This window comes from Desulfobaccales bacterium (assembly GCA_041648175.1).
GTDB lineage: Bacteria > Desulfobacterota > Desulfobaccia > Desulfobaccales > 0-14-0-80-60-11 > 0-14-0-80-60-11.
In genome coordinates this window covers 409,508-427,632 of record JBAZPO010000001.1, presented here as the reverse complement: position 1 = coordinate 427,632, position 18,125 = coordinate 409,508, and the positions used below count along the sequence as shown (strand labels likewise).

The window sequence follows — 18,125 nt, the reverse complement described above, 5'->3', positions numbered from 1 at the left end:
ACAACCTTGGCACTGCCTCGACCGGAACGCGCTTGCACGCGGGTTTAGGCCGGGTATATGGCGAGGGTACCTCGGCAATGTCCCGGCACATGTGCCGGGTTTGCCCGTCCATTCGGCCCGCGCCCGGAAATTTTCAGCGATTTTTGGGGTAGTTTGGAGGGACTAAAAGCCATTTTTAAACCGTTTTTCTCTGTCATCATGAACGAAGCGCAGGCTCTTATAGTGATTGAGCCTCTTGCAAAAGTCGCGTTGCAGTCGAAATCTTATCTGGGCGTTGATAAATTCCCCGGTGGCACAGGCGTCTCGCCTGTGCGAATCGAAGTCCCCCTTTGAAAAAGGGGGATTTAGTTTAGGGGGATTTGGATTTTCACGGTAAAACCCGCGGCCTCGGCATTTTTGCAAGAGGCTCGATTGCCAAAAGAGTTTCTTGCAAAATTACCGGACCTTATGTGGTCGCAAGCTTTAGCCTGGTATCGAGAAATTCGCCGGTAGCACAGGCTTTCCAGCCTGTGGTTATGTCATATATACGGTTTCGACCGTAAAGAGACTTTTGCAAGAGGCTCAAAAGTTTTTTCTTATTAACCCCTCACCCTACCCTCTCCCACAAGGGGAGAGGAGAATTAGAGGAAAAAACTTTTGGCAAATGCTATATCTCTTCTGCCGGCAATGAAGATGTGGCTGTTCGGATTTAACGTCTTATATTAGGAGGAGAGCCAGTCGGACCATACTGAAGCTTCTGTGGATACTGGAACACGGAGGATGAAAGCATGAAACAGAAAGTGGGATTTATGGGATTGGGGATTATGGGGACGCCCATGGCCGCCAATGTGCTCAAAGCCGGTTACCCCGTCATGGTCTATAACCGCAGCCCGGAGAAGGCCGACCCGCTTGTGAAGCAGGGGGCCGAGCAGGCTTTAAGCCCCAAGGCCCTGGCTAAGGCCGCGGATGTAGTCATTGCCATGGTCACCGGACCCGAGGCGCTGGGAGACCTCCTTTGGGGGCCGGACGGCGCCGGGGGGGCTTTCAACCATAGAAAGGTTTTCATCAACATGAGTTCGGTCGCACCCAGCTACACCCGGGAATTGGCTCAAGAACTGGAACCCAGCGGCGTCACCTTCATAGACGCCCCGGTATCCGGCACCAAGAAGCCGGCCGAGGATGGGGCTTTGGTTATCCTGGCGGGCGGCTCCCAGGATAAGGTCAAGGAATTGGAGCCGCTGCTGTTGGCCATGGGAAAAAAGGTGATCTACTGCGGGCCGGCGGGACAGGGCTCCATGATGAAGATGTTCATTAACCTGTTGTTGGCCATGATGATGGAGGGCTTTGCCGAGGCCTTGAACTTTGGCCAGTTGGGGAACCTGTCCCTGGAAGCCATGTTGGACACGGTCTACTCTGGCCCCCTTAATTGCGCCCTGTTTCAGATGAAAGCCGCCAACCTCCAAAATAAGACGTATCCCACGGCCTTCCCCCTAAAGCACATGACCAAGGACGCCAAGTTCGTGGTGGACACAGCCTTCGACCTGGGGGCGCCGGTGCCCGTGGGGCAGATGCTGCTGCATCTCTACAGCACGGGGGTGGCCCAGGGCTGGGGCGACGAGGACATCAGCGCCATTGCCAAGGTGCTGGAGCATCTCAGTCCCACCGCCTGACGGGTGAGGGGGGGGGTACAATCCTGTTCCTTCCCCGCCTGGCCGTTTTTTCCTGAAATCGAATTTTTATCCCACCATTTTATTAAGCTTTTCCGGCAAAAAACCGATGATTATTAACAGAGGTTTGAGCCGTTAAGTGCCGGCGAGCAACCGCGCCCGGGGCCTGTCCTGGGGCGGCCAGGAAAGGTAAAGACGAGATGGCGGAAGTTTCGGTCAAGACCAAGTTGTGGAGTCTGATCGTTATCATGCTCCTATTTATCATCGGCGTTGGGGCCGTGGGTTTCGTGACCCTGGACAGAGAGGCGGCTGCTTTAAAAGAGCTCGACGATCTGGACAACGCCTTCCTGAGCCTGACCGGTCAGGTTGCTCTCAAAATTAATCAACTGCGGCGTTTCGAGAAAGACTATTTCTTGAATATCGGGAATCCCGCCAGGCAACAGGAATACTTAAAGAAGTACCAGGAGATCGATGCCGCGGTGCCGCAGCTCATGAACAAACTGACGGACTTAGCCCGGGCGGATGAGCATCTGGTCAAAGACCTCAAGGCCAAGGTAGCGGCCCTGGCCGGTCCCTATGGCGACTATAGGGAAGGTTTTTACGCCACCGTCCAGCGGCTTAAGTCCGACCCCACCCTGACTCCCCAGCAAGCCAACCTCTTGATGACGCAATACAAGGTCAGCATTCCCGTTCTGGAGGAGACCACCGCGGCGGTGGTTCAAGCCGGCAAAGAAGTGGCCGAACGGGTCGCGGTTCAGGCCATGCAGCGGGGGCGGAGTGCCCGGATGGTTATTGTTGTGGCGATTTTAATCGCCGTGGCGCTTGCCGGTGTCCTGGGATCGGCCCTGAGCCATTCTATCTACCGGGCCATCTTCCGGGAAGGGCTCCGCCGGATGGCGCACCGGATTTGAGGGTAGCGCCAAAGGAGCTGGGAACAATCCACTCTCCGCCCGGCGCGTTGGTCTGGTGAGCCAGCGGGGGTATATGAGCTTTGAGTTATGGCACCTGATGACTTCGGACCGGACCGCTCCCGATTGGCTTCTCATCTTTCCTAAAGATTCCAAAATGCCTCTCGCCTCCCATCACCATCCATTGAGTGAGAGAAACTTCCAGAGCCGGCCTTTATTCCCACCACTGATCTGATAATATGGTTGCGGAATACACGCGGCAAACTGATCTTTTTATCGTGGCACTTTGGCCCCACAACAGGAGGGTGGAATCGTGCATCCAGGGGTGAGTTTTCGGGAGCGGCAGACTTTCGAGCGCTTTGCCCGGGACCTGGTGCGGCTGCCGGTCCCAGGGGAAAGCCCCCTGGATTATTTGCTGCCCGAGGCTATCTGGCAGAAGCTTGCTGACCAAGTCCCGGATGAGGCGGCCTGGCTTATGGCCCTGTCCCAGGCTACCGGGGTCTACTTCTTCCCGTCCCGGGAGTGGGTTGAGACCTTGATGCGTTTTCTGAAACTTTTGAGGGTGACTCGGCTCCTGGAGGTGGGGGCCGGGCGGGGCTACCTCGCTGCCGCCCTGACGCCCTTATGTGCTGGCGCGGGCATCAAATTTCTCGCCATAGACAAGGGTGACGGGGAGTTCGTCTCGGAGCTGCCGGTCTATTCCGGCGTGGAGCGCGGCGATGCCGATGCCTGCGTCCGGGAATTTAAGCCTGAGATAGTGGTCTATGCCTGGCCGCCACCGGGACAATCCGTGGCCGGCATTTGCCAAGCGCCATTTCTGCATTATCTTATCTTAGTGGGTGAAACCGAGGGCGGCGCCACCGGAGCCTTAAAGGATTGGCAGACCTTGCCGCACCGGTGGTCTCCGGTTTTGTCCCGCTATGGCCGGGGACGCACCGGCAGTGAACACCACCGGGTGACCGTCTTTTATGGCGGGGGAAAAAGATGTAATGTGAACGTTTAACTGCGCACAGGCTGGAAAGCCTGTGCTACCGATGGCAAAGGATGACCACATGCGCAAGTCTTCTCTGGACAAATTTTTCAAACCGGAGTCGGTGGCGGTAATCGGCGCCAGCGAGAAGGACCAAACCATCGGAGCCGCCCTGGTGCGCAATCTCCTCAAAGATGAGTTTCCCGGCACAATTTACCCGATTAACCGCAACTATCAGGAAATACAGGGACTTCGTGCGTACCCCATCGTCACTGAAGTCAAGGCCCCCATCGATCTGGCCATTATCGCCATTCCCATCAAAGATGTGCCGTCCGCCATGCGGGAATGCGGGGAAGCCGGAATTCACGCCGCAATTATCATCTCCACGGGCGGCAAGGAAACGGGGCTACCGGGCAAAGAAATCGAAGCCGCCATCAAATCCGAAGCGCAAAAAGCGGGGATTCGTTACTTGGGGCCCAACAGCCTGGGTATCCTCTGTCCATCCTCCAAGTTGCACGCCAGTTTTGCCCCTCATTGCGCCCAGCCTGGTAACCTGGCCTTCATCTCCCAGAGCGGGGCCTTGTCCAGTTCCATTCTAGGGTGGGCTATCCCCAAAAAAATCGGGTTCAGCCATTTCATCAGTGTGGGGTCCATGGCGGACGTGGATTTCGGCGATCTGATTGATTATCTGGGCAACGAAGAGAGGGCCCGGAGCATCGTTATTTACATGGAGAATCTCACCCAGCACCGCAAGTTTATGAGCGCCGCCCGCTCCGTGTCCCGGATCAAACCCATCATCGTGATTAAGGCGGGACGCAGCCGGGCGGGGGCCGAGGCTGCGGCTTCCCACACCGGCGCCATGGCCGGTGCTGACCGGGCTTACAATGCCGCGTTCCGGCGGGCCGGGATCATCCGGGTGGACACTATCGGGCAGCTCTTCGACTGCGCCGAAGCCCTGGGAAAGGTGAAGCGCCCCACCGGCGGTAACCTGGGCATTATCAGCAACGCCGGGGCTCCGGGGGTCATGGCGGTGGATGCCCTGGGACGCTGGAACGGGGAGCCGGCAACCCTGTCCCCGGAGACCCTCGCGCAGCTGGATGAATTTCTGCCATCCCATTGGAGCCGGAATAACCCCATCCACATCCTGGGGGACGCCCCACCGGAACGTTACCTTAAGGCGGTGCAGGTGGCCATGGCGGCCCCGGAACTCTCGGGGCTGGTGATTATTTTGTCCCCCCAGGCCATGACCGATCCTACGGGTGTGGCCCGGGCGGTGGCGCCGGAGATCGGAGGCAAGGGCCGGCCGGTGTTCGCGGTCTGGATGGGGGGCGCCGATGTGGAGGCGGGAGTCCAGATCCTCAACGACGCCGGCGTTCCCACCTTTGAGACCCCGGAACAGGCTGTGGACACCTTCATGGAAATGTATGTCTATACCCGGCACCTGGCACTCTTGCAAGAGACCCCACCTCGGCTGACCCAGGACGTGAGCGTCAATACCCGGCAGGCCCGGACTTTTCTCTGCCAGTGCCTGGAGCGTCCGGGGGGAGTGCTGACGGAGCTGGAAGCAAAAGCCATCTTGAGCGCCTATGGAATCCCGGTGAACCGCACGGTGGCGGCGTCTTCCGGGGCCGACGCCGCCTCGGTGGCCCAGGCCATCGGCTTTCCGGTGGCGCTGAAGATCAATTCACCGGATGTCAGCCACAAGTCCGAAGTGGGGGGCATGCGCTTCAACCTCGGAAACGAAAGAGAGGTTATAGCCGCTTACGAAGAGATTATCAACGCCGTCAAGGCCTCCAAGCCGGAGGCAAATATTTTAGGGGTGACGGTTCAGACCCAGGAAAAGAGTCCTACTTGCGAACTGATCATCGGCAGCAAACGGGATCCGGATTTCGGCCCCCTCATCCTCTTCGGGGCCGGAGGGGTCTTTACCGAAGTGCTTGAGGATTCGGCAGTGGACCTTCCCCCTATGAATCCGCTCCTGGCCCGGCGGTTAATTGAAAAAACCCGGGTTTCCCGGGTGCTCAAAGGCTATCGCAACGCCCCGCCCGCCGATCTGGATAAGCTGGCGGAGATCCTGGTGCGGATTTCCCAACTGGTCACGGATTTCCCGGAGATCGTGGAACTGGACATCAATCCTTTGTTGGTCATTAATGGGCGCTTTGTGGCGGTGGATGCGCGCCTCATTGTTAGTCCCACGGATGTCCCGCCGCCGCGCCACCTCATCATCGCCCCCTACCCCAACCAGTTTGAAAGCGATTGGATGCTTAGAGACGGCACCCCGGTGCTGCTGCGCCCCATGAAACCGGAGGACGAACCCCTGGTATCGGATTTTCTCAGCAAGTGTTCGGAAGAGACCATTTTCTTCCGCTATTTCAAGCTGATCAAAAAGTGGACCCATGAAATGCTCATTCGCTTCACCCAGAATGATTACGACCGGGAGCTGGGTCTGATGGCCATCGGGCAGCCGCCGGGGCCCGAGATCATGATGGGAGTGAGCCGCATGGTCATGGCTGCGGACCGGTCTACTGCTGAATTTGCAGTGATCGTGGCCGATCCCTGGCAGGGCAAAGGTCTGGGGCCCAAACTGGTGGAGCGGATCACGGAGATCGCCCGGGAGCAGGGCGTCAAACTCCTCCACGGTGACGTCCTGGCACAGAACCAACCGATGCTGGATATGGTGAAGCGCCTGGGCTTTTCCATGCGGAAAGATACCGAGGGCGGAACTTATCGGGTCGAAATGGCCCTTAAAGGAGACGGCCCGCGGCCGGTGTGTGCGGTGGAGGCAGACAACGGCTGATTTTTAACAGGATAGACAGGATAAGGAGAAGGCCAAAATATGGCGGACCATGTCCCTTATGTGGTGGAAGATGAGTGCATTGCTTGCGGCACCTGTGAGGAAATCTGCCCCGAGGTTTTTACGGTGAACGAAACCCTGGGATTTGCCCAGGTCATGAACCCCGGAGGAGCGCCGGATGAGAAGATCCAGGAGGCCATCGACGCCTGCCCGGTTCAATGTATTCATTGGGCAGACGCGATGGGGTAGGCGGAAAATATCAGGGAAGCCGTTTGGCACAGGCCAGGCGGACCCAACGAGGAGGACAAGCCCATGAAAAAGGTCAATCTTTTCGAAGCCGGACAGTTTGCCGAAAAGGGGTTCGGGAGGTTACTGGTTCACGATTCCGCGTATTTTAAGGTCATCAATTTTAACTTCAAAGCCGGGCAGGAATTGCCGGTGCATGCCCATGATATCGAAGGTCAGGTGAGCCTGGTGATCATCGAAGGGGAAGGTGAATTTTTGGGCAAGGATGGGACCTCCTTTCCGGCCAAGCCGGGGGATGTGGTCATCTCTGACATCGCTGAGCCGCACGGGTTGAGAGCGAAAACCGATGTGCGCCTCCTGGTCACCATCGCCCCGCCGATTTAACAGAGAGTTCAAAGTTCAAGGTTCAAAGTTGAGAGTAAATTTTAGAGACTTTTCATTTTTGCGAGTGAGCATGAGAGATTGTTCCGAAAAGGTTTACCCCGCACAGGCTGAAAAGCCTGTGCTACCAATACTTTTACAGAGGGCTCACGAATGACTGTCAGGAGGGATGAACCATGACAAAGAAAGTTCCGGTGATCGACACTGATGAGTGCATCGCCTGTGGCAACTGCGAGGCGGTCTGTCCCGCCGTATTTAAGCTTAACGAGTTATTGGGGCATTCCGAGGTCATCGATCCTACCGGCGCGCCGGAAGACCAGATTCAACTGGCCATCGACCAGTGTCCGGTCCAGTGCATCCATTGGCAGGAGGAGGCCGCCTAAATCCCTGGCCGCATAGTGTTATTTGCTGGAGATTATGGTAAAAAATGAGGCATCACTTGAGTAGCGATGACCTTCAAGTTCACTGGAGCCAGACAGGCATGACGGACACACGTAAACTTTTCGGCACTGACGGCGTGCGGGGGGTGGCCAATGTCTATCCCATGACTGCCGAAGTGGCTTTGCAATTGGGTAGGGCCCTGGCCTATGTCATCAAGTATGGTCCGGGGCGGCACCGCATTGTAGTGGGCAAAGACACCCGGATTTCGGGCTACCTCCTGGAATACGCCATCGTGGCGGGCATCTGCTCCATGGGGGTGGACGTCTTGCTGTTAGGGCCATTTCCTACCCCAGGGATTGCCCACATCACCTCTTCCATGCGGGCCGACGCCGGGGTGGTCATTTCCGCGTCCCACAACCCTTATCAGGACAACGGCATCAAGTTTTTCTCCGGCAGCGGCTTCAAGCTCCCGGATGAGCTGGAGGCTCGCATCGAGACTTTGATGACCCAACCGGAGTTGGATGGGGCCAGCCCCACCGCCACCGAGGTGGGCCAGGCGTTCCGTATCGACGATGCCCGGGGCCGGTATATCTCCTTTCTAAAGAGCACTTTCCCCAAGGAATTGGAGATGGATGGGTTGAAGATTGTGGTGGACTGCGCCCATGGGGCCACCTACCGGATTGCGCCGGAAATCTTCACCGAATTGGGGGCCGAGGTTATCCCCATGGGGGTGAGACCCAACGGCAGGAATATTAATCGCAAGTGCGGCGCTACCAGCCCTGAAGGCATGGCGGTCCTGGTGAAACGCCAGGGGGCCGATCTGGGTCTGGCTTTTGACGGAGACGGGGATCGGGTCATCATGGTGGACCACCGGGGCGAAATCGTGGACGGCGACCACATCCTGGGGATTTGCGCCCTGGATATGCTGGAGCGGGAGCGGTTGCGGCGCAAGACCGTGGTGGGCACCGTCATGAGCAACCTGGGCCTGGAATTGGCCCTGAAAGCCAAGGGGATTCGCCTCCTGCGGACCGATGTGGGCGACCGTTATGTCGTGGAGGCTATGCTCAAGGGCGGCTATGTTCTAGGCGGCGAGCAGTCTGGCCACGTGATCTTCCTGAACCACACTACTACCGGAGACGGAATTCTCACGGCACTGCGGTTGCTGGCCGTGATGCTGCGGCAAAACAAGCCGCTGGCGGAGCTAACCCGCGTTGTACAGAAATGTCCCCAGATCCTGATCAACATCATGGTCAAAGAAAAAAAAGACCTGAAGACGGTGCCCCAAGCCCGTCAGGCCATTCAAGAGGCGGAAAAACGCTTGGGGGCCACCGGAAGGCTTCTGGTGCGGTATTCCGGGACGGAGCCCAAGTTGCGCATCATGGCTGAAGGTGAGAATGACTCGCTGATCCAGCAAGTAGCCCAAGATCTGGCGCAGGGGCTGGAGACCATATTGAACTGAGATGGAGACCAAGCCCATGCTGCTGGTGATGGATGTGGGGAATACCAATACGGTGATCGGCGTCTATGAGGACGGCCAGATCTTGAGCGACTGGCGCATCCGGACGGAAAAAGAAGCCACCGTGGACGAGTTCGGCATTTTGCTGCGCAACCTCTTTCAGGCCCAGGAGCTAACCCTGACCCCGGGCACCGACCTGATCATTTCCTGCGTGGTCCCCCCCATGAACAACACCCTGGAGGGGTTCGCCCAGCGTTATCTAAAAGTCCGGCCTTTGTGGGTGGGTCCCGGGATCAAGACCGGTATGCCCATCCACTATGACAACCCCCGGGAAGTGGGAGCCGACCGTATCGTCAACGCAGTGGCGGCCTATGAGCAGGTGCACGGGGCCGTCGTGGTGGTGGACTTTGGGACCGCGACTACCTTTGACGTGGTGTCCCGGCACGGAGAGTATATGGGCGGGGTCATTGCGCCGGGAGTGATGATTTCGTGCGAGGCTCTTTTTCTCAAGGCTTCCAAGCTGCCTCGGGTGGAGATATTCGCCAAGCCCAAGAGCATTATTGCCAAAGATACCATCAGCAGCATGAACGCGGGGATCATCTATGGTTATGCGGGGCTGGTGGACGGTATTGTGCACCGCATCAAGGAGGCCCTGGGCACTGCTCCCCGGGTGATCGCCACCGGTGGCTTGGCCTGCCTCATCGCTTCGGAAACCAAGAGCATCGACACGGTGGACGATTATCTGACCCTCAAAGGCCTGAAGATCATCTACGAGCGCAACCGTCCCCGCCGGGAAGATCGTCTCAAGGGAGGAGCGCTATGAGCCTTGAGGAAACCGGGGTCGGCCGCCGGTACCTCAAGGAGACCCGCTATGCGCGGCGCACCATGGCGGAAAGGACTCTGGCCTATCCCCGGGCTCCTCTTTATAAGGAGTATCCGGACGCGGTCCAGCGACTCAGCCTGGACCCCGAGTCCGGCCGCCGGGACGTGGACCTATGGCAAGCCGTGGCGGCGCGCCGCTCCCAGCGCGATTACGTGAACCGGCTCTTGAACCAGGCGGAACTAGCCGCCCTCCTTTGGGCCACCCAGGGGATCACCGGGGCCATGGGCGGCTATCATTTCCGGGCCTCACCATCGGCCGGGGCCCTCTACCCAGTCGAGACCTATCTGGCGGTACATCAAGTCGAGGGCGTGACGCCGGGCATCTGGCATTTTCAGGTACTGGATTTTGCCCTGGAATTGGTGGCAGCCGGTGATTTTCGTCAGCCCCTGGCGAATGCCGGGCTCTCCCAAAGTTTTCTGGCCGAGGCGGGCGCGGTGTTTATCTGGACCGGGGTATTGAACCGGGCCCGGTGGAAATACCGGGAACGGGCGGTGCGCTATCTGTTTTTTGATGCCGGCCACATCTGCCAGAACCTGATGCTGGCCGCCACGGCCCTTAACCTGGGCGTCTGCCCGGTGGGGGCCTTCTTTGACGAGGAAGTGGAGCAGATCGTTGGCGTGGACGAAGCCGAAGAAGTGGCCCTCTATCTGGCCTCCGTGGGGCCGCTGGCTTAATTGGCAAGCGCTTGAGAAAATTTGACAGGATGCGGGGCATAAGCCTTGACTGTGCCTGACAATCTCAGGGAGAAACGAGCATGACGCGATGGCTGGTGGTAATGGCGGTAATGATGTGCCTGGTATTAGGCGCCGGCACCCAGATGTTCGCCGACAGCGGCGCCGACAAGGTCAAAGCTGCGAATCTGCGGGCGGCCCAGGATTATCTCAAATCTGGGCTCATTCTGTCGGGAGAAGGCCGGGATGAAGAAGCCGCGAAATCTTTTCGCGCGGCGCTGGGCATCAGGCCGGACTGGGCGGAAGCCCATAGCCTGCTGGGTAGCTCTCTGGCCCGGGCCGGTAACTACGCGGAGGCGGAAGCCGAACTGCGGAAGGCCGTCACCCTGAAGCCCGATTATGGCGAAGGCTGGAATTTTTTGGGAGAATTTCTCAAGGAGCGAGGCAAGGAGAAGGAAGCTCAAGAGGCTTTTCGCAAGGCCCAGCAATACTCCCGTTGATTTTAGCCGGCGGGGCAAATCGAACCTGCCCCGCCGCCGGGGCATTCTTTCCCTTTCAATTCTGCCGCCACTCTAGGTCAGAAAGATTACCATCCGGTTTTTGCGGTCCGCAGTGCGATAATAAACGACACTTTCGGCCAGTTGCTGTAACCCGTTATAAAGGATGCAGCTGGCCGGGTCAGGGTTGTCAGGGGCCGGAAGGCCGCTGAGGCTGCTGGCATTGTGAGGGGCGGCATCATCTTCAAAGGTTAGGCGCAGTCGGGGCCCCTTTTCCTCGAGAGACACGGCGATAGAGCCGGGCTGGTCATGCCGATAGGCATGATTCACCAGGTGGTGAAAAATTTCCTCGGCTGCCTTCTCAAGACTTTGCTGGCGGTTCGGCGGCAAACTGTGCTCCCCGGCCCATTTCCGAACATAATCCATTAACAGCTTCAGATTTTCCTGGCGATTGCTCAACGTCAGCCACGAATTCATCATGATTATCTTATCGAAAGAACCGGGTTTAACCTTAAGCTTTTTTTGCAGGTTCAGGGACACTGTCTGGCAGGCCCGTTCCCCGACTATTCCTGGGCGGATGCAGAAAACGGTCCCGTTCACTAAAGATGCAGCCGCAGTATTGCTGACGGTAGAGCCCCATCTGTTTAGACTGGGTTATGCCTGTCTCCCAGCCCTGTCGGAAATCCTCGTAGTAAAACGGCACTCCCACATCTCGTCCCACCTGATCCCCTAACTCCCGGATCAGCGCGTGGTTCTGAAATTTGCTGTAGAGGAGGGTGGAGGTGAAGGCATCGAACTTGCCACTGCGGGCCACCTTCGCCGCGGCCGTCAGGCGCAGGTGGTAACAAAACCGGCACCGTTCCTGCTCTCTAAAAACGATCCGCCGCAAAAACCCTTCCAGGTCATAGGTGCGGTCCCAGATGATGGGAAGTCCGGTTTTGCCGGTGTAGTCTTCCAGGGCGGCCATCCGACGCGAAAACTCCTGATACGGATGAATGTTGGGATTGAAGAAAAAGCCCCGCACCTGGTGTCCCGAGTCTAACAGCGTTGCCGCCGGATATGTCGCGCAGGGGGCACAGCAGATATGGAGCAGGATCTTCATGGATTAGACGCTCTGACCCATCACTTTCTTGGCCGCTTGTCCCAGATCCCCGATATTGGCCACTACGGTCACCCCGGCCTTGGTCAGGGCAGCCATCTTGTCGGAGGCCTTACCGCTACCGCCTGAGATGATGGCCCCGGCATGTCCCATGCGTTTGCCCGGAGGCGCGGTCTGGCCGGCAATGAAACTCACCACCGGTTTGGTCACGTGCTGGGAGATATAGGCCGCGGCTTCTTCCTCGGCGGTGCCGCCGATTTCGCCGATCATTACAATGCCCTTGGTCTGGGGGTCGGCCTCAAACAACTTCAGCATGTCGATGAAGTTGGTACCGATGATGGGGTCGCCGCCGATGCCCACGCAGGTGCTCTGGCCGATGCCCAACAGAGTGAGTTGGTGCACGGCTTCGTAGGTCAAGGTGCCGCTGCGGGAGACCAAACCCATGGGGCCGGGCCTATGGATGTGACCGGGCATGATGCCCACCTTGGCCTGGCCGGGGGAAATGATACCCGGGCAGTTGGGGCCGATGAGGCGGCAGTCCGAATCCTTAAGCGCAGCCATCACCCGCACCATGTCCAGGGTGGGGATGCCCTCGGTGATGCACACCGCCACCTTGATCCCTGCGGCCGCAGACTCCAGGATGGCGTCGGCAGCGAAGGCCGGAGGCACAAAGATCAGAGAGGTATTGGCGCCCGTGTCGGTCACGGCCCGGGCCACGGTGTTAAATACCGGAACCTCATCCATCTTTTGGCCACCTTTGCCCGGAGTCACCCCGGCCACCACCTTGGTGCCGTATTCGGCGCAAGCCCGGGCATGGAAGGAGCCTTCCTTGCCGGTAATCCCCTGAACCACCACCCGCGTATCGTTATTTACGAGAACGCTCATTTCTCACCTTTCATCCACAAGAATTTCGCTGTGAGGGGGAATCACGTGCGGATTGATAATGCCGGGCTGATTCCCTCCGGACAGGGCCTGACTATTACGGCCAGACACCGGAACCTTTTGAGTTTCGCATATCTCCGAATCGTGGTCAATTTTTATCTAATTGCAGAATTGACCAACAGAGGTCAAATTTATCCGGTACTGGGTAATCAGGGGCGAGACTAGCCATTCAGGTTAATCCGCAGGGCCTCGGCCTTAGAGGGGGAGGCTGGCGGCCTCCCCCACCCTGAAGGTGAAATCAGGTAAGATTGCGTCTCTGGCTTTTGGCCCACAGGGGTCGCCCGGTGGCGTCGTCCCTGAGCTGCAAGATCTGGTCGCCTCTTTTTACCGCACCGGCGATAAAGATGGTGGCCTTCGAACGGGTGATCCGCATGCCTTTGACCTCCACCTGGTCGCCCGGGGCTAATTTGAGCGCCTGCCGGTCGAGATAGTCTGCGGGACCCAAGTGTATTTTAACCGTTTCCTTGCCCGTCTGCAGAACCATTGTCACCCGGTCGGGACGGCCGGGCCGTTTGGCGGGTATGCGGTTGAAGGCGACGACGTTGCCTATCAGGGTTTCCACCGTTTGAGGGTTGTAAAGCCGGGGTGTATTCCCGGCGGCAGGGGAGAACTGCTGCTGGGACCAGCCCTGGGGAGCCACCAACAGGGTTATCAGCCCCACAAGGCTCACCATCAGGCTCAGTTTCTTCAGCATGGTTGGTTAATACCTCTCTGCACGATTTTTCCCCCTGATGGGGGTCTTTTCTATAAGACCGTGGAGAGAAGGGAAATGTTACTCTGGCGCGATCAATTTATAGTCTGGGGGTTACCGACGGCGGCCGGCCCCGAATGAGGCGTCACCACCGCCAAGCCTTGGGAACGATGACCGCCGCTTCCTCCCCGGCCCCGGGGGTGCATATCCGGGGTGATCAGGAAGGGAAAGTAGATCAGCAGGAGACTGAGGAGCAGAAAGATGAGGGCGATGCGATAGCGCCGTCGGGGATCGGGGAGGAAGCGCTGGAACAGGCCCAGGATCTGCTGCCAGTGGAGGATGAGGTGGATAACCAGCAAGCCCAGGAGGACAAAGGCCAGGTACAGGTGAATATCGCCCCAATCGTGCCGGTCCCAACCCAGCCAGGAAAGCTCCAAATTGCGACCATATTTGGCCCAGACGGCGCGGCCGGGAGGCAGGGTATAGTTCATCAGAAACCCCAGCCCGGCCATGGCCATCAGGCTAAGAAACATTAAGGCGTCAATGATGAAGTTGAGTTTGGGCTTATCCATGATGCACCTCCTGAGGGAAAGGCGGAAAGCGAGGGAGACGTGCTGAGGTTCCTTGAACTAACATGAAAGGTTATGAAGAACTTACGGCAATCCCCCTCTTAACCTAAAAATTTTCGCGAGGGTACGACAAGACGGGAGACCGCAGGCGGGGTAATCATGGTTTTGTTTGGCGCTGACCGGCCCAAACCGGCACGCCATTGGGCTCCCGCAGTTTTAAGACCTGATCACCTTTTATGATCGTCGCGGCCAGGATCACCGGCTTACCTTGCCAGGTGATCTCGGAGCCGGTTACCTGGATCTTGTCCAGGTTTTGGATCTGAACGGGCAACTTGCCGACGTTCAGGTCGGGGCCCAGAAAAATGGTGATGTGGCCCGATGCGGTCTTCAGGGTCAGATACACCAACTGGGGCAGACCTTGGGCTGATGGCGGAGTTTTGGCGATGACGATCCCGGAGACGGTGACCACGGTATCGGGATTAAATAAACCGCTGGGGCCTCCCTGGATGCCGGGCTGTCCCCAGGATGAGGCGGCCAGCACCAGGCTGAGAAGGCTGAGGCTCACGAAGAGCCGGTATGGCCTGATCATTGCGTATGCTCCACTTCAGACAGGTCGCCATCACCCTTACCCGCTCCCCAACGAGGGGGAGGGGGGAAGGAGCCAGTTCTCTTGAGCTCTGCTTGGAAAAGTTCAAGGTTCAAAGTTCAAGGTTCAAAGTAGAGTGGCGGGCGGGGACGCCCGCCCTACCGGATTTTTCATGGTTTTTAGAGAGTTGCAGGCTCATGAGCGACTGTTCCATACTCTTAGGCACGCCAGGGTTGAGGTCTGAACCACAACTCCCGTTTCTTTCCCCGGCGGCTTAGCCGACCAGGCCCGCCACTTTTTGGGCCGCGTCCAGCATGTCCGTGGCCACGGTGAAAGTAAGGCCGGATTTGTCCAGGATCTCCCGGCCGAGTTCCACATTGGTGCCTTCCAGGCGTACGATGATGGGCACCTTGACCTGCACTTGTTTGACCGCCTCCACCACGCCATTGGCCAAAACGTCGCAACGAAGGATGCCGCCGAAGATGTTGATGAGCACCCCCTTGACATTGGGGTCGCCCAGGATGATGCGGAAGCCGTTGGCCACCATTTCGGCGGAGGCTCCACCCCCCACGTCCAGGAAGTTGGCCGGTTCGGCGCCGGCGGCCTTGATCAGGTCCATGGTGGCCATGGCCAGTCCGGCGCCGTTCACCATGGCCCCGACATTGCCGGTGAGGCGGATGTAATTGAGGTGGTGCTTCCGGGCCTCGTGCTCCAAGGGATCCATCTCGTCAGGGTCTTCCATGGCCGCGAGATCGTGGTGACGGAACATGGCGTTGTCATCCAGGTTGAGCTTGGCGTCCAGGGCCAGCATGGCGCCGCCCTTGGTGACCACCAGGGGGTTGATTTCGGCCAGGGAGCAATCCAGGGAGATGAACATGCGATAGAGGTTTTCAATGAAGCTGGTGGCCGGGCGGATGAGGCTGGGATTGAGCCCGATGCCGAAGGCCAGGTTCCGGGCCTGGTAAGGAAAAAAACCCGCGGCCGGGTCGACGGCCTCTTTGAAGATTGCCTCAGGGGTGCGAGCCGCCACCTCCTCGATCTCCATGCCGCCTTCAGCGCTCATCATGATTACCGGCCGGCCCGAGGCCCGGTCCACCACCAAGCCCAGGTAAAGCTCCTGGGCGATGTCCTGAGCCTGCTCCACCAGGACTTTGTTGACGAGTTTGCCTTCGGGGCCCGTCTGGGGGGTGACCAGGGTCATGCCCAGGATCTGGTCGGCCACTTTTTCCACCTCGTCAAGGGTGGTGGCGACTTTGATGCCGCCGCCTTTGCCCCGGCCGCCGGCGTGGATCTGGGCCTTGACCACAAAGGGGCCTTCTGCCAGCTCTTCCGCAACCTGCCGGGCTTCCCGGGAGGTAGTGGCCACATTGCCCTGGGGGACCGGGACATTAAATTTCTTCAGCAAATCCTTGGCCTGGTATTCATGAATTTTCATGGGATATCCTTTTGCAAAAATTTCTTCAGAGAGGTTGTCTTTATTAATTAAACCAGGAAAGGACGTTTATCAATGGGAAATCGTCTGGATCAGATCATCTCTGGGGCCTGGCCACAAAAAAAGCCCCCGCCGGGGAGGCCGGGGGCCGCAAACGTCTAGACGGGATAAGGCCAGGTTAACCGCGATTTTTCCGGAAATGGAGACCCACCAGGCCCAACAGGCCGCTGCCAAACAGGATGGCGGTGGGGGGTACCGGGACATCGACGTTGGCACACAGCTTGAACCAGTCGAAGGCAATGAAGTCGGCAGAGCCGGTGTGATCAAAGTTGACTTCAAGCTGACCAGCGGCGTTGATGGCGGCAAGCTGAGCCGGATTTAAGACAAAGGAGCGGATGGCGCTGGCCTGGAAGCCGTCGTCCCAAGTAGCAGGTCCCTGTAACAACTGTGTGGCGTCCAGGGCAACCCCGTTAAAGTTCATGGAAATGGCCCCGAAGGTGCTGGCCTGGAAATCGCCCATGGCCATCGCGAAAGTGCCATCGTGTATAATGGGGAAGCCCACGGGAAGGGGAATGATCACGCTGCCCAGCTCGCTGACGATGTCAGCCGGGCTGAAACCCGGGAACAGCGTGCTGTAGGAGTCGGTGAACTGGGCGCCGTTGGTGGCTGCCGCTTCGGCCGCGCTACGGCCGTCGTACCCGGTGCCCGAAGCTCCGGGGCCGGGCCAAATGTTGGTGCCGGCAGGGACTTGATCCCCGGCGCCGGGTATGCTGCCGTAGTTGTCAACATCGCCCACCAGGAGACAGACGGGGGTGGGCAGGGCCAGCGCGGCGCTGGAGATCATGAGCACTCCACCCACGAGCAATACTGCTGCCAAAATTCTTGAAAGCTTCATTAAGTTTCCTCCTTGAATAGGTTGTCCTTCCTGCGCCATGGTTTTTCTCAGGCCACAAAACTAACCTTCTCCGATTCTCAGACCCTGCACGGTCATTGGCTTGGGAAATTTTTTGATGCGGTTCGGTTGTGAAAACTTACGCTTAAACCTCCTTTCCGGGTTAAGCATTGTAGAAATTACCGAGGGTCTAGCGCCATCCCGGATGTGGCGCGTTACTAATGAGGAGGCTGGAGATCCATCTCCGCCTCAGTTAGCGAAAGGCCTTTTTCCCACTCCCGGTGGCACGCCCCGGTACCGTGGTTCCAAGGCATTCTGGGCCTCAACCTTTCCGGCCGCGGCGTCACCCAAGTCGTTTGAGCCTTCCTTCCCTGCATATCCAGGGGTGCCTCTTCGTTTCCACGGGGAAAAGAGGCGGCAAAGCTGAAAGCTTTTATAGGTCCCACTAAATAGCAGTGTTGTAAAAATAAACAACAAAATTTAAAATGTCAATAGGAAATTTAAATAGTAATTAAAGAAAAATATTTCTAATAAATCATTAACCTATTTAATTATAAAGACATATATAATCTAAATTATCCGATAAATCGAGGATTAAAACAGGCCATACTCCCCTTTAAAAAAGGGTAACTATATAATAGGCCAGTGATTTTGTATATATTAAAATAAATTTACTGTAAATCTATGGTGGCGGAACTGATAGCCAGACAAGGATAGCCACTGTGGAGACGGGGAATTATTGACCTCATTTTTCCCGTTTTTTAGTTTTTTAAGGGCGTTTCAGGGCACATAGCACTTGTGAAAGCCGTTTTTCGCCCCTTCTTGTGCCATGTACCGGATAATTCCGAAACGTTTAGCCGCAACATATGAAACTTGCTACGCTTTATGCCGCTGTCCTTCGCCTGGGGGCCGCCAGGGACCGCTTACTTCCGGATAGAAACCGCGGGTGTGCCGCTGCCAGAGGACTTTGTGCCGCCAGGGGCGCGCTTGGTTTCGAGAAGTTGCAGAGAAAATCGGCCATAACGGCACAAGGATTCGTTAGCCGGTAGCTTAATCTGATCAGAGGGATCATAGAACAGTG

The 18,125-nt window shown here is 57.7% G+C and carries 19 protein-coding genes; 11 read left to right on the top strand and 8 right to left on the bottom strand.

Annotated features, from left to right (window positions below):
• Positions 1 to 767 precede the first annotated feature (767 nt).
• The 11 genes from WC600_02000 to WC600_01950 all read left to right on the top strand — a co-directional run bounded on the left by WC600_02000 (position 768) and on the right by WC600_01950 (position 10,836).
• Positions 768 to 1,649 (top strand): NAD(P)-dependent oxidoreductase, encoded by an 882-nt coding sequence (locus WC600_02000; protein MFA4901497.1) that lies wholly within the window; start codon positions 768 to 770, stop codon positions 1,647 to 1,649.
• A gap of 197 nt (positions 1,650 to 1,846) precedes the next feature.
• A complete protein-coding gene (locus tag WC600_01995; protein ID MFA4901496.1) occupies positions 1,847 to 2,557 on the top strand; it encodes an MCP four helix bundle domain-containing protein in 711 nt (236 codons plus the stop codon).
• A 310-nt stretch (positions 2,558 to 2,867) separates the two neighbouring features.
• Positions 2,868 to 3,557: a hypothetical protein gene (locus WC600_01990; GenBank protein MFA4901495.1), complete on the top strand. Its 690-nt coding sequence runs from the start codon at positions 2,868 to 2,870 to the stop codon at positions 3,555 to 3,557.
• A gap of 49 nt (positions 3,558 to 3,606) precedes the next feature.
• Positions 3,607 to 6,321, top strand: coding sequence for a bifunctional acetate--CoA ligase family protein/GNAT family N-acetyltransferase (locus WC600_01985; protein ID MFA4901494.1), 2,715 nt, complete (start codon positions 3,607 to 3,609; stop codon positions 6,319 to 6,321).
• A gap of 39 nt (positions 6,322 to 6,360) precedes the next feature.
• The gene (locus WC600_01980; GenBank protein MFA4901493.1) at positions 6,361 to 6,567 is read left to right on the top strand and encodes a ferredoxin; all 207 of its coding nucleotides are present in this window, start codon (positions 6,361 to 6,363) and stop codon (positions 6,565 to 6,567) included.
• A 63-nt stretch (positions 6,568 to 6,630) separates the two neighbouring features.
• Positions 6,631 to 6,948: a cupin domain-containing protein gene (locus WC600_01975; protein ID MFA4901492.1), complete on the top strand. Its 318-nt coding sequence runs from the start codon at positions 6,631 to 6,633 to the stop codon at positions 6,946 to 6,948.
• Positions 6,949 to 7,121: 173 nt separating this feature from the next.
• Positions 7,122 to 7,328 carry a ferredoxin gene (locus WC600_01970; protein ID MFA4901491.1) on the top strand — a complete coding sequence of 69 codons (207 nt, stop codon included), beginning with the start codon at positions 7,122 to 7,124 and terminating at the stop codon, positions 7,326 to 7,328.
• Between the two features lie 98 nt (positions 7,329 to 7,426).
• A complete protein-coding gene (glmM, locus tag WC600_01965; protein MFA4901490.1) occupies positions 7,427 to 8,785 on the top strand; it encodes a phosphoglucosamine mutase in 1,359 nt (452 codons plus the stop codon).
• Between the two features lie 16 nt (positions 8,786 to 8,801).
• Positions 8,802 to 9,605 carry a type III pantothenate kinase gene (locus WC600_01960; protein MFA4901489.1) on the top strand — a complete coding sequence of 268 codons (804 nt, stop codon included), beginning with the start codon at positions 8,802 to 8,804 and terminating at the stop codon, positions 9,603 to 9,605.
• A complete protein-coding gene (locus tag WC600_01955; protein MFA4901488.1) occupies positions 9,602 to 10,339 on the top strand; it encodes a SagB/ThcOx family dehydrogenase in 738 nt (245 codons plus the stop codon). The genes WC600_01960 and WC600_01955 overlap by 4 nt, the downstream gene beginning before the upstream one ends.
• A gap of 80 nt (positions 10,340 to 10,419) precedes the next feature.
• Positions 10,420 to 10,836, top strand: a complete 417-nt coding sequence (locus tag WC600_01950) for a tetratricopeptide repeat protein (protein ID MFA4901487.1) — start codon at positions 10,420 to 10,422, stop codon at positions 10,834 to 10,836.
• A 72-nt stretch (positions 10,837 to 10,908) separates the two neighbouring features.
• On the opposite strand, the gene WC600_01945 is transcribed toward WC600_01950, so the two are convergent.
• From WC600_01945 to WC600_01910, 8 genes are all read right to left on the bottom strand, one after another.
• Positions 10,909 to 11,313 (bottom strand): ATP-binding protein, encoded by a 405-nt coding sequence (locus WC600_01945; GenBank protein ID MFA4901486.1) that lies wholly within the window; start codon positions 11,311 to 11,313, stop codon positions 10,909 to 10,911.
• Positions 11,314 to 11,344: 31 nt separating this feature from the next.
• Positions 11,345 to 11,935 carry an epoxyqueuosine reductase QueH gene (locus tag WC600_01940; protein ID MFA4901485.1) on the bottom strand — a complete coding sequence of 197 codons (591 nt, stop codon included), beginning with the start codon at positions 11,933 to 11,935 and terminating at the stop codon, positions 11,345 to 11,347.
• Between the two features lie 3 nt (positions 11,936 to 11,938).
• Positions 11,939 to 12,817, bottom strand: coding sequence for a succinate--CoA ligase subunit alpha (gene sucD, locus WC600_01935; GenBank protein MFA4901484.1), 879 nt, complete (start codon positions 12,815 to 12,817; stop codon positions 11,939 to 11,941).
• A 295-nt stretch (positions 12,818 to 13,112) separates the two neighbouring features.
• Positions 13,113 to 13,568 carry a hypothetical protein gene (locus WC600_01930; GenBank protein MFA4901483.1) on the bottom strand — a complete coding sequence of 152 codons (456 nt, stop codon included), beginning with the start codon at positions 13,566 to 13,568 and terminating at the stop codon, positions 13,113 to 13,115.
• 92 nt (positions 13,569 to 13,660) lie between these two features.
• Positions 13,661 to 14,137, bottom strand: coding sequence for a DUF4405 domain-containing protein (locus WC600_01925; GenBank protein ID MFA4901482.1), 477 nt, complete (start codon positions 14,135 to 14,137; stop codon positions 13,661 to 13,663).
• A gap of 154 nt (positions 14,138 to 14,291) precedes the next feature.
• Complete coding sequence (locus WC600_01920; GenBank protein ID MFA4901481.1) at positions 14,292 to 14,723, bottom strand: hypothetical protein; 432 nt, start codon at positions 14,721 to 14,723, stop codon at positions 14,292 to 14,294.
• 271 nt (positions 14,724 to 14,994) lie between these two features.
• Entirely contained in the window at positions 14,995 to 16,155 is a 1,161-nt protein-coding gene (gene sucC / locus WC600_01915) for an ADP-forming succinate--CoA ligase subunit beta (protein MFA4901480.1), read from the bottom strand.
• Positions 16,156 to 16,330: 175 nt separating this feature from the next.
• Positions 16,331 to 17,047, bottom strand: a complete 717-nt coding sequence (locus tag WC600_01910) for a hypothetical protein (protein MFA4901479.1) — start codon at positions 17,045 to 17,047, stop codon at positions 16,331 to 16,333.
• Positions 17,048 to 18,125: the final 1,078 nt, after the last annotated feature.

What these genes read in the sequence shown, in the direction of transcription:
- WC600_02000 (MFA4901497.1), top strand. Translation starts at nt 768, where the DNA reads ATGAAACAGAAAGTGGGATTTATGGGATTGGGGATTATGGGGACGCCC.
- WC600_01995 (MFA4901496.1), top strand. Translation starts at nt 1,847, where the DNA reads ATGGCGGAAGTTTCGGTCAAGACCAAGTTGTGGAGTCTGATCGTTATC.
- WC600_01985 (MFA4901494.1), top strand. Translation starts at nt 3,607, where the DNA reads ATGCGCAAGTCTTCTCTGGACAAATTTTTCAAACCGGAGTCGGTGGCG.
- WC600_01980 (MFA4901493.1), top strand. Translation starts at nt 6,361, where the DNA reads ATGGCGGACCATGTCCCTTATGTGGTGGAAGATGAGTGCATTGCTTGC.
- WC600_01975 (MFA4901492.1), top strand. Translation starts at nt 6,631, where the DNA reads ATGAAAAAGGTCAATCTTTTCGAAGCCGGACAGTTTGCCGAAAAGGGG.
- WC600_01970 (MFA4901491.1), top strand. Translation starts at nt 7,122, where the DNA reads ATGACAAAGAAAGTTCCGGTGATCGACACTGATGAGTGCATCGCCTGT.
- glmM (MFA4901490.1), top strand. Translation starts at nt 7,427, where the DNA reads ATGACGGACACACGTAAACTTTTCGGCACTGACGGCGTGCGGGGGGTG.
- WC600_01960 (MFA4901489.1), top strand. Translation starts at nt 8,802, where the DNA reads ATGCTGCTGGTGATGGATGTGGGGAATACCAATACGGTGATCGGCGTC.
- WC600_01955 (MFA4901488.1), top strand. Translation starts at nt 9,602, where the DNA reads ATGAGCCTTGAGGAAACCGGGGTCGGCCGCCGGTACCTCAAGGAGACC.
- WC600_01950 (MFA4901487.1), top strand. Translation starts at nt 10,420, where the DNA reads ATGACGCGATGGCTGGTGGTAATGGCGGTAATGATGTGCCTGGTATTA.
- WC600_01945 (MFA4901486.1), bottom strand. Translation starts at nt 11,313, where the DNA reads ATGATGAATTCGTGGCTGACGTTGAGCAATCGCCAGGAAAATCTGAAG.
- WC600_01940 (MFA4901485.1), bottom strand. Translation starts at nt 11,935, where the DNA reads ATGAAGATCCTGCTCCATATCTGCTGTGCCCCCTGCGCGACATATCCG.
- sucD (MFA4901484.1), bottom strand. Translation starts at nt 12,817, where the DNA reads ATGAGCGTTCTCGTAAATAACGATACGCGGGTGGTGGTTCAGGGGATT.
- WC600_01930 (MFA4901483.1), bottom strand. Translation starts at nt 13,568, where the DNA reads ATGCTGAAGAAACTGAGCCTGATGGTGAGCCTTGTGGGGCTGATAACC.
- WC600_01925 (MFA4901482.1), bottom strand. Translation starts at nt 14,137, where the DNA reads ATGGATAAGCCCAAACTCAACTTCATCATTGACGCCTTAATGTTTCTT.
- WC600_01920 (MFA4901481.1), bottom strand. Translation starts at nt 14,723, where the DNA reads ATGATCAGGCCATACCGGCTCTTCGTGAGCCTCAGCCTTCTCAGCCTG.
- sucC (MFA4901480.1), bottom strand. Translation starts at nt 16,155, where the DNA reads ATGAAAATTCATGAATACCAGGCCAAGGATTTGCTGAAGAAATTTAAT.
- WC600_01910 (MFA4901479.1), bottom strand. Translation starts at nt 17,047, where the DNA reads ATGAAGCTTTCAAGAATTTTGGCAGCAGTATTGCTCGTGGGTGGAGTG.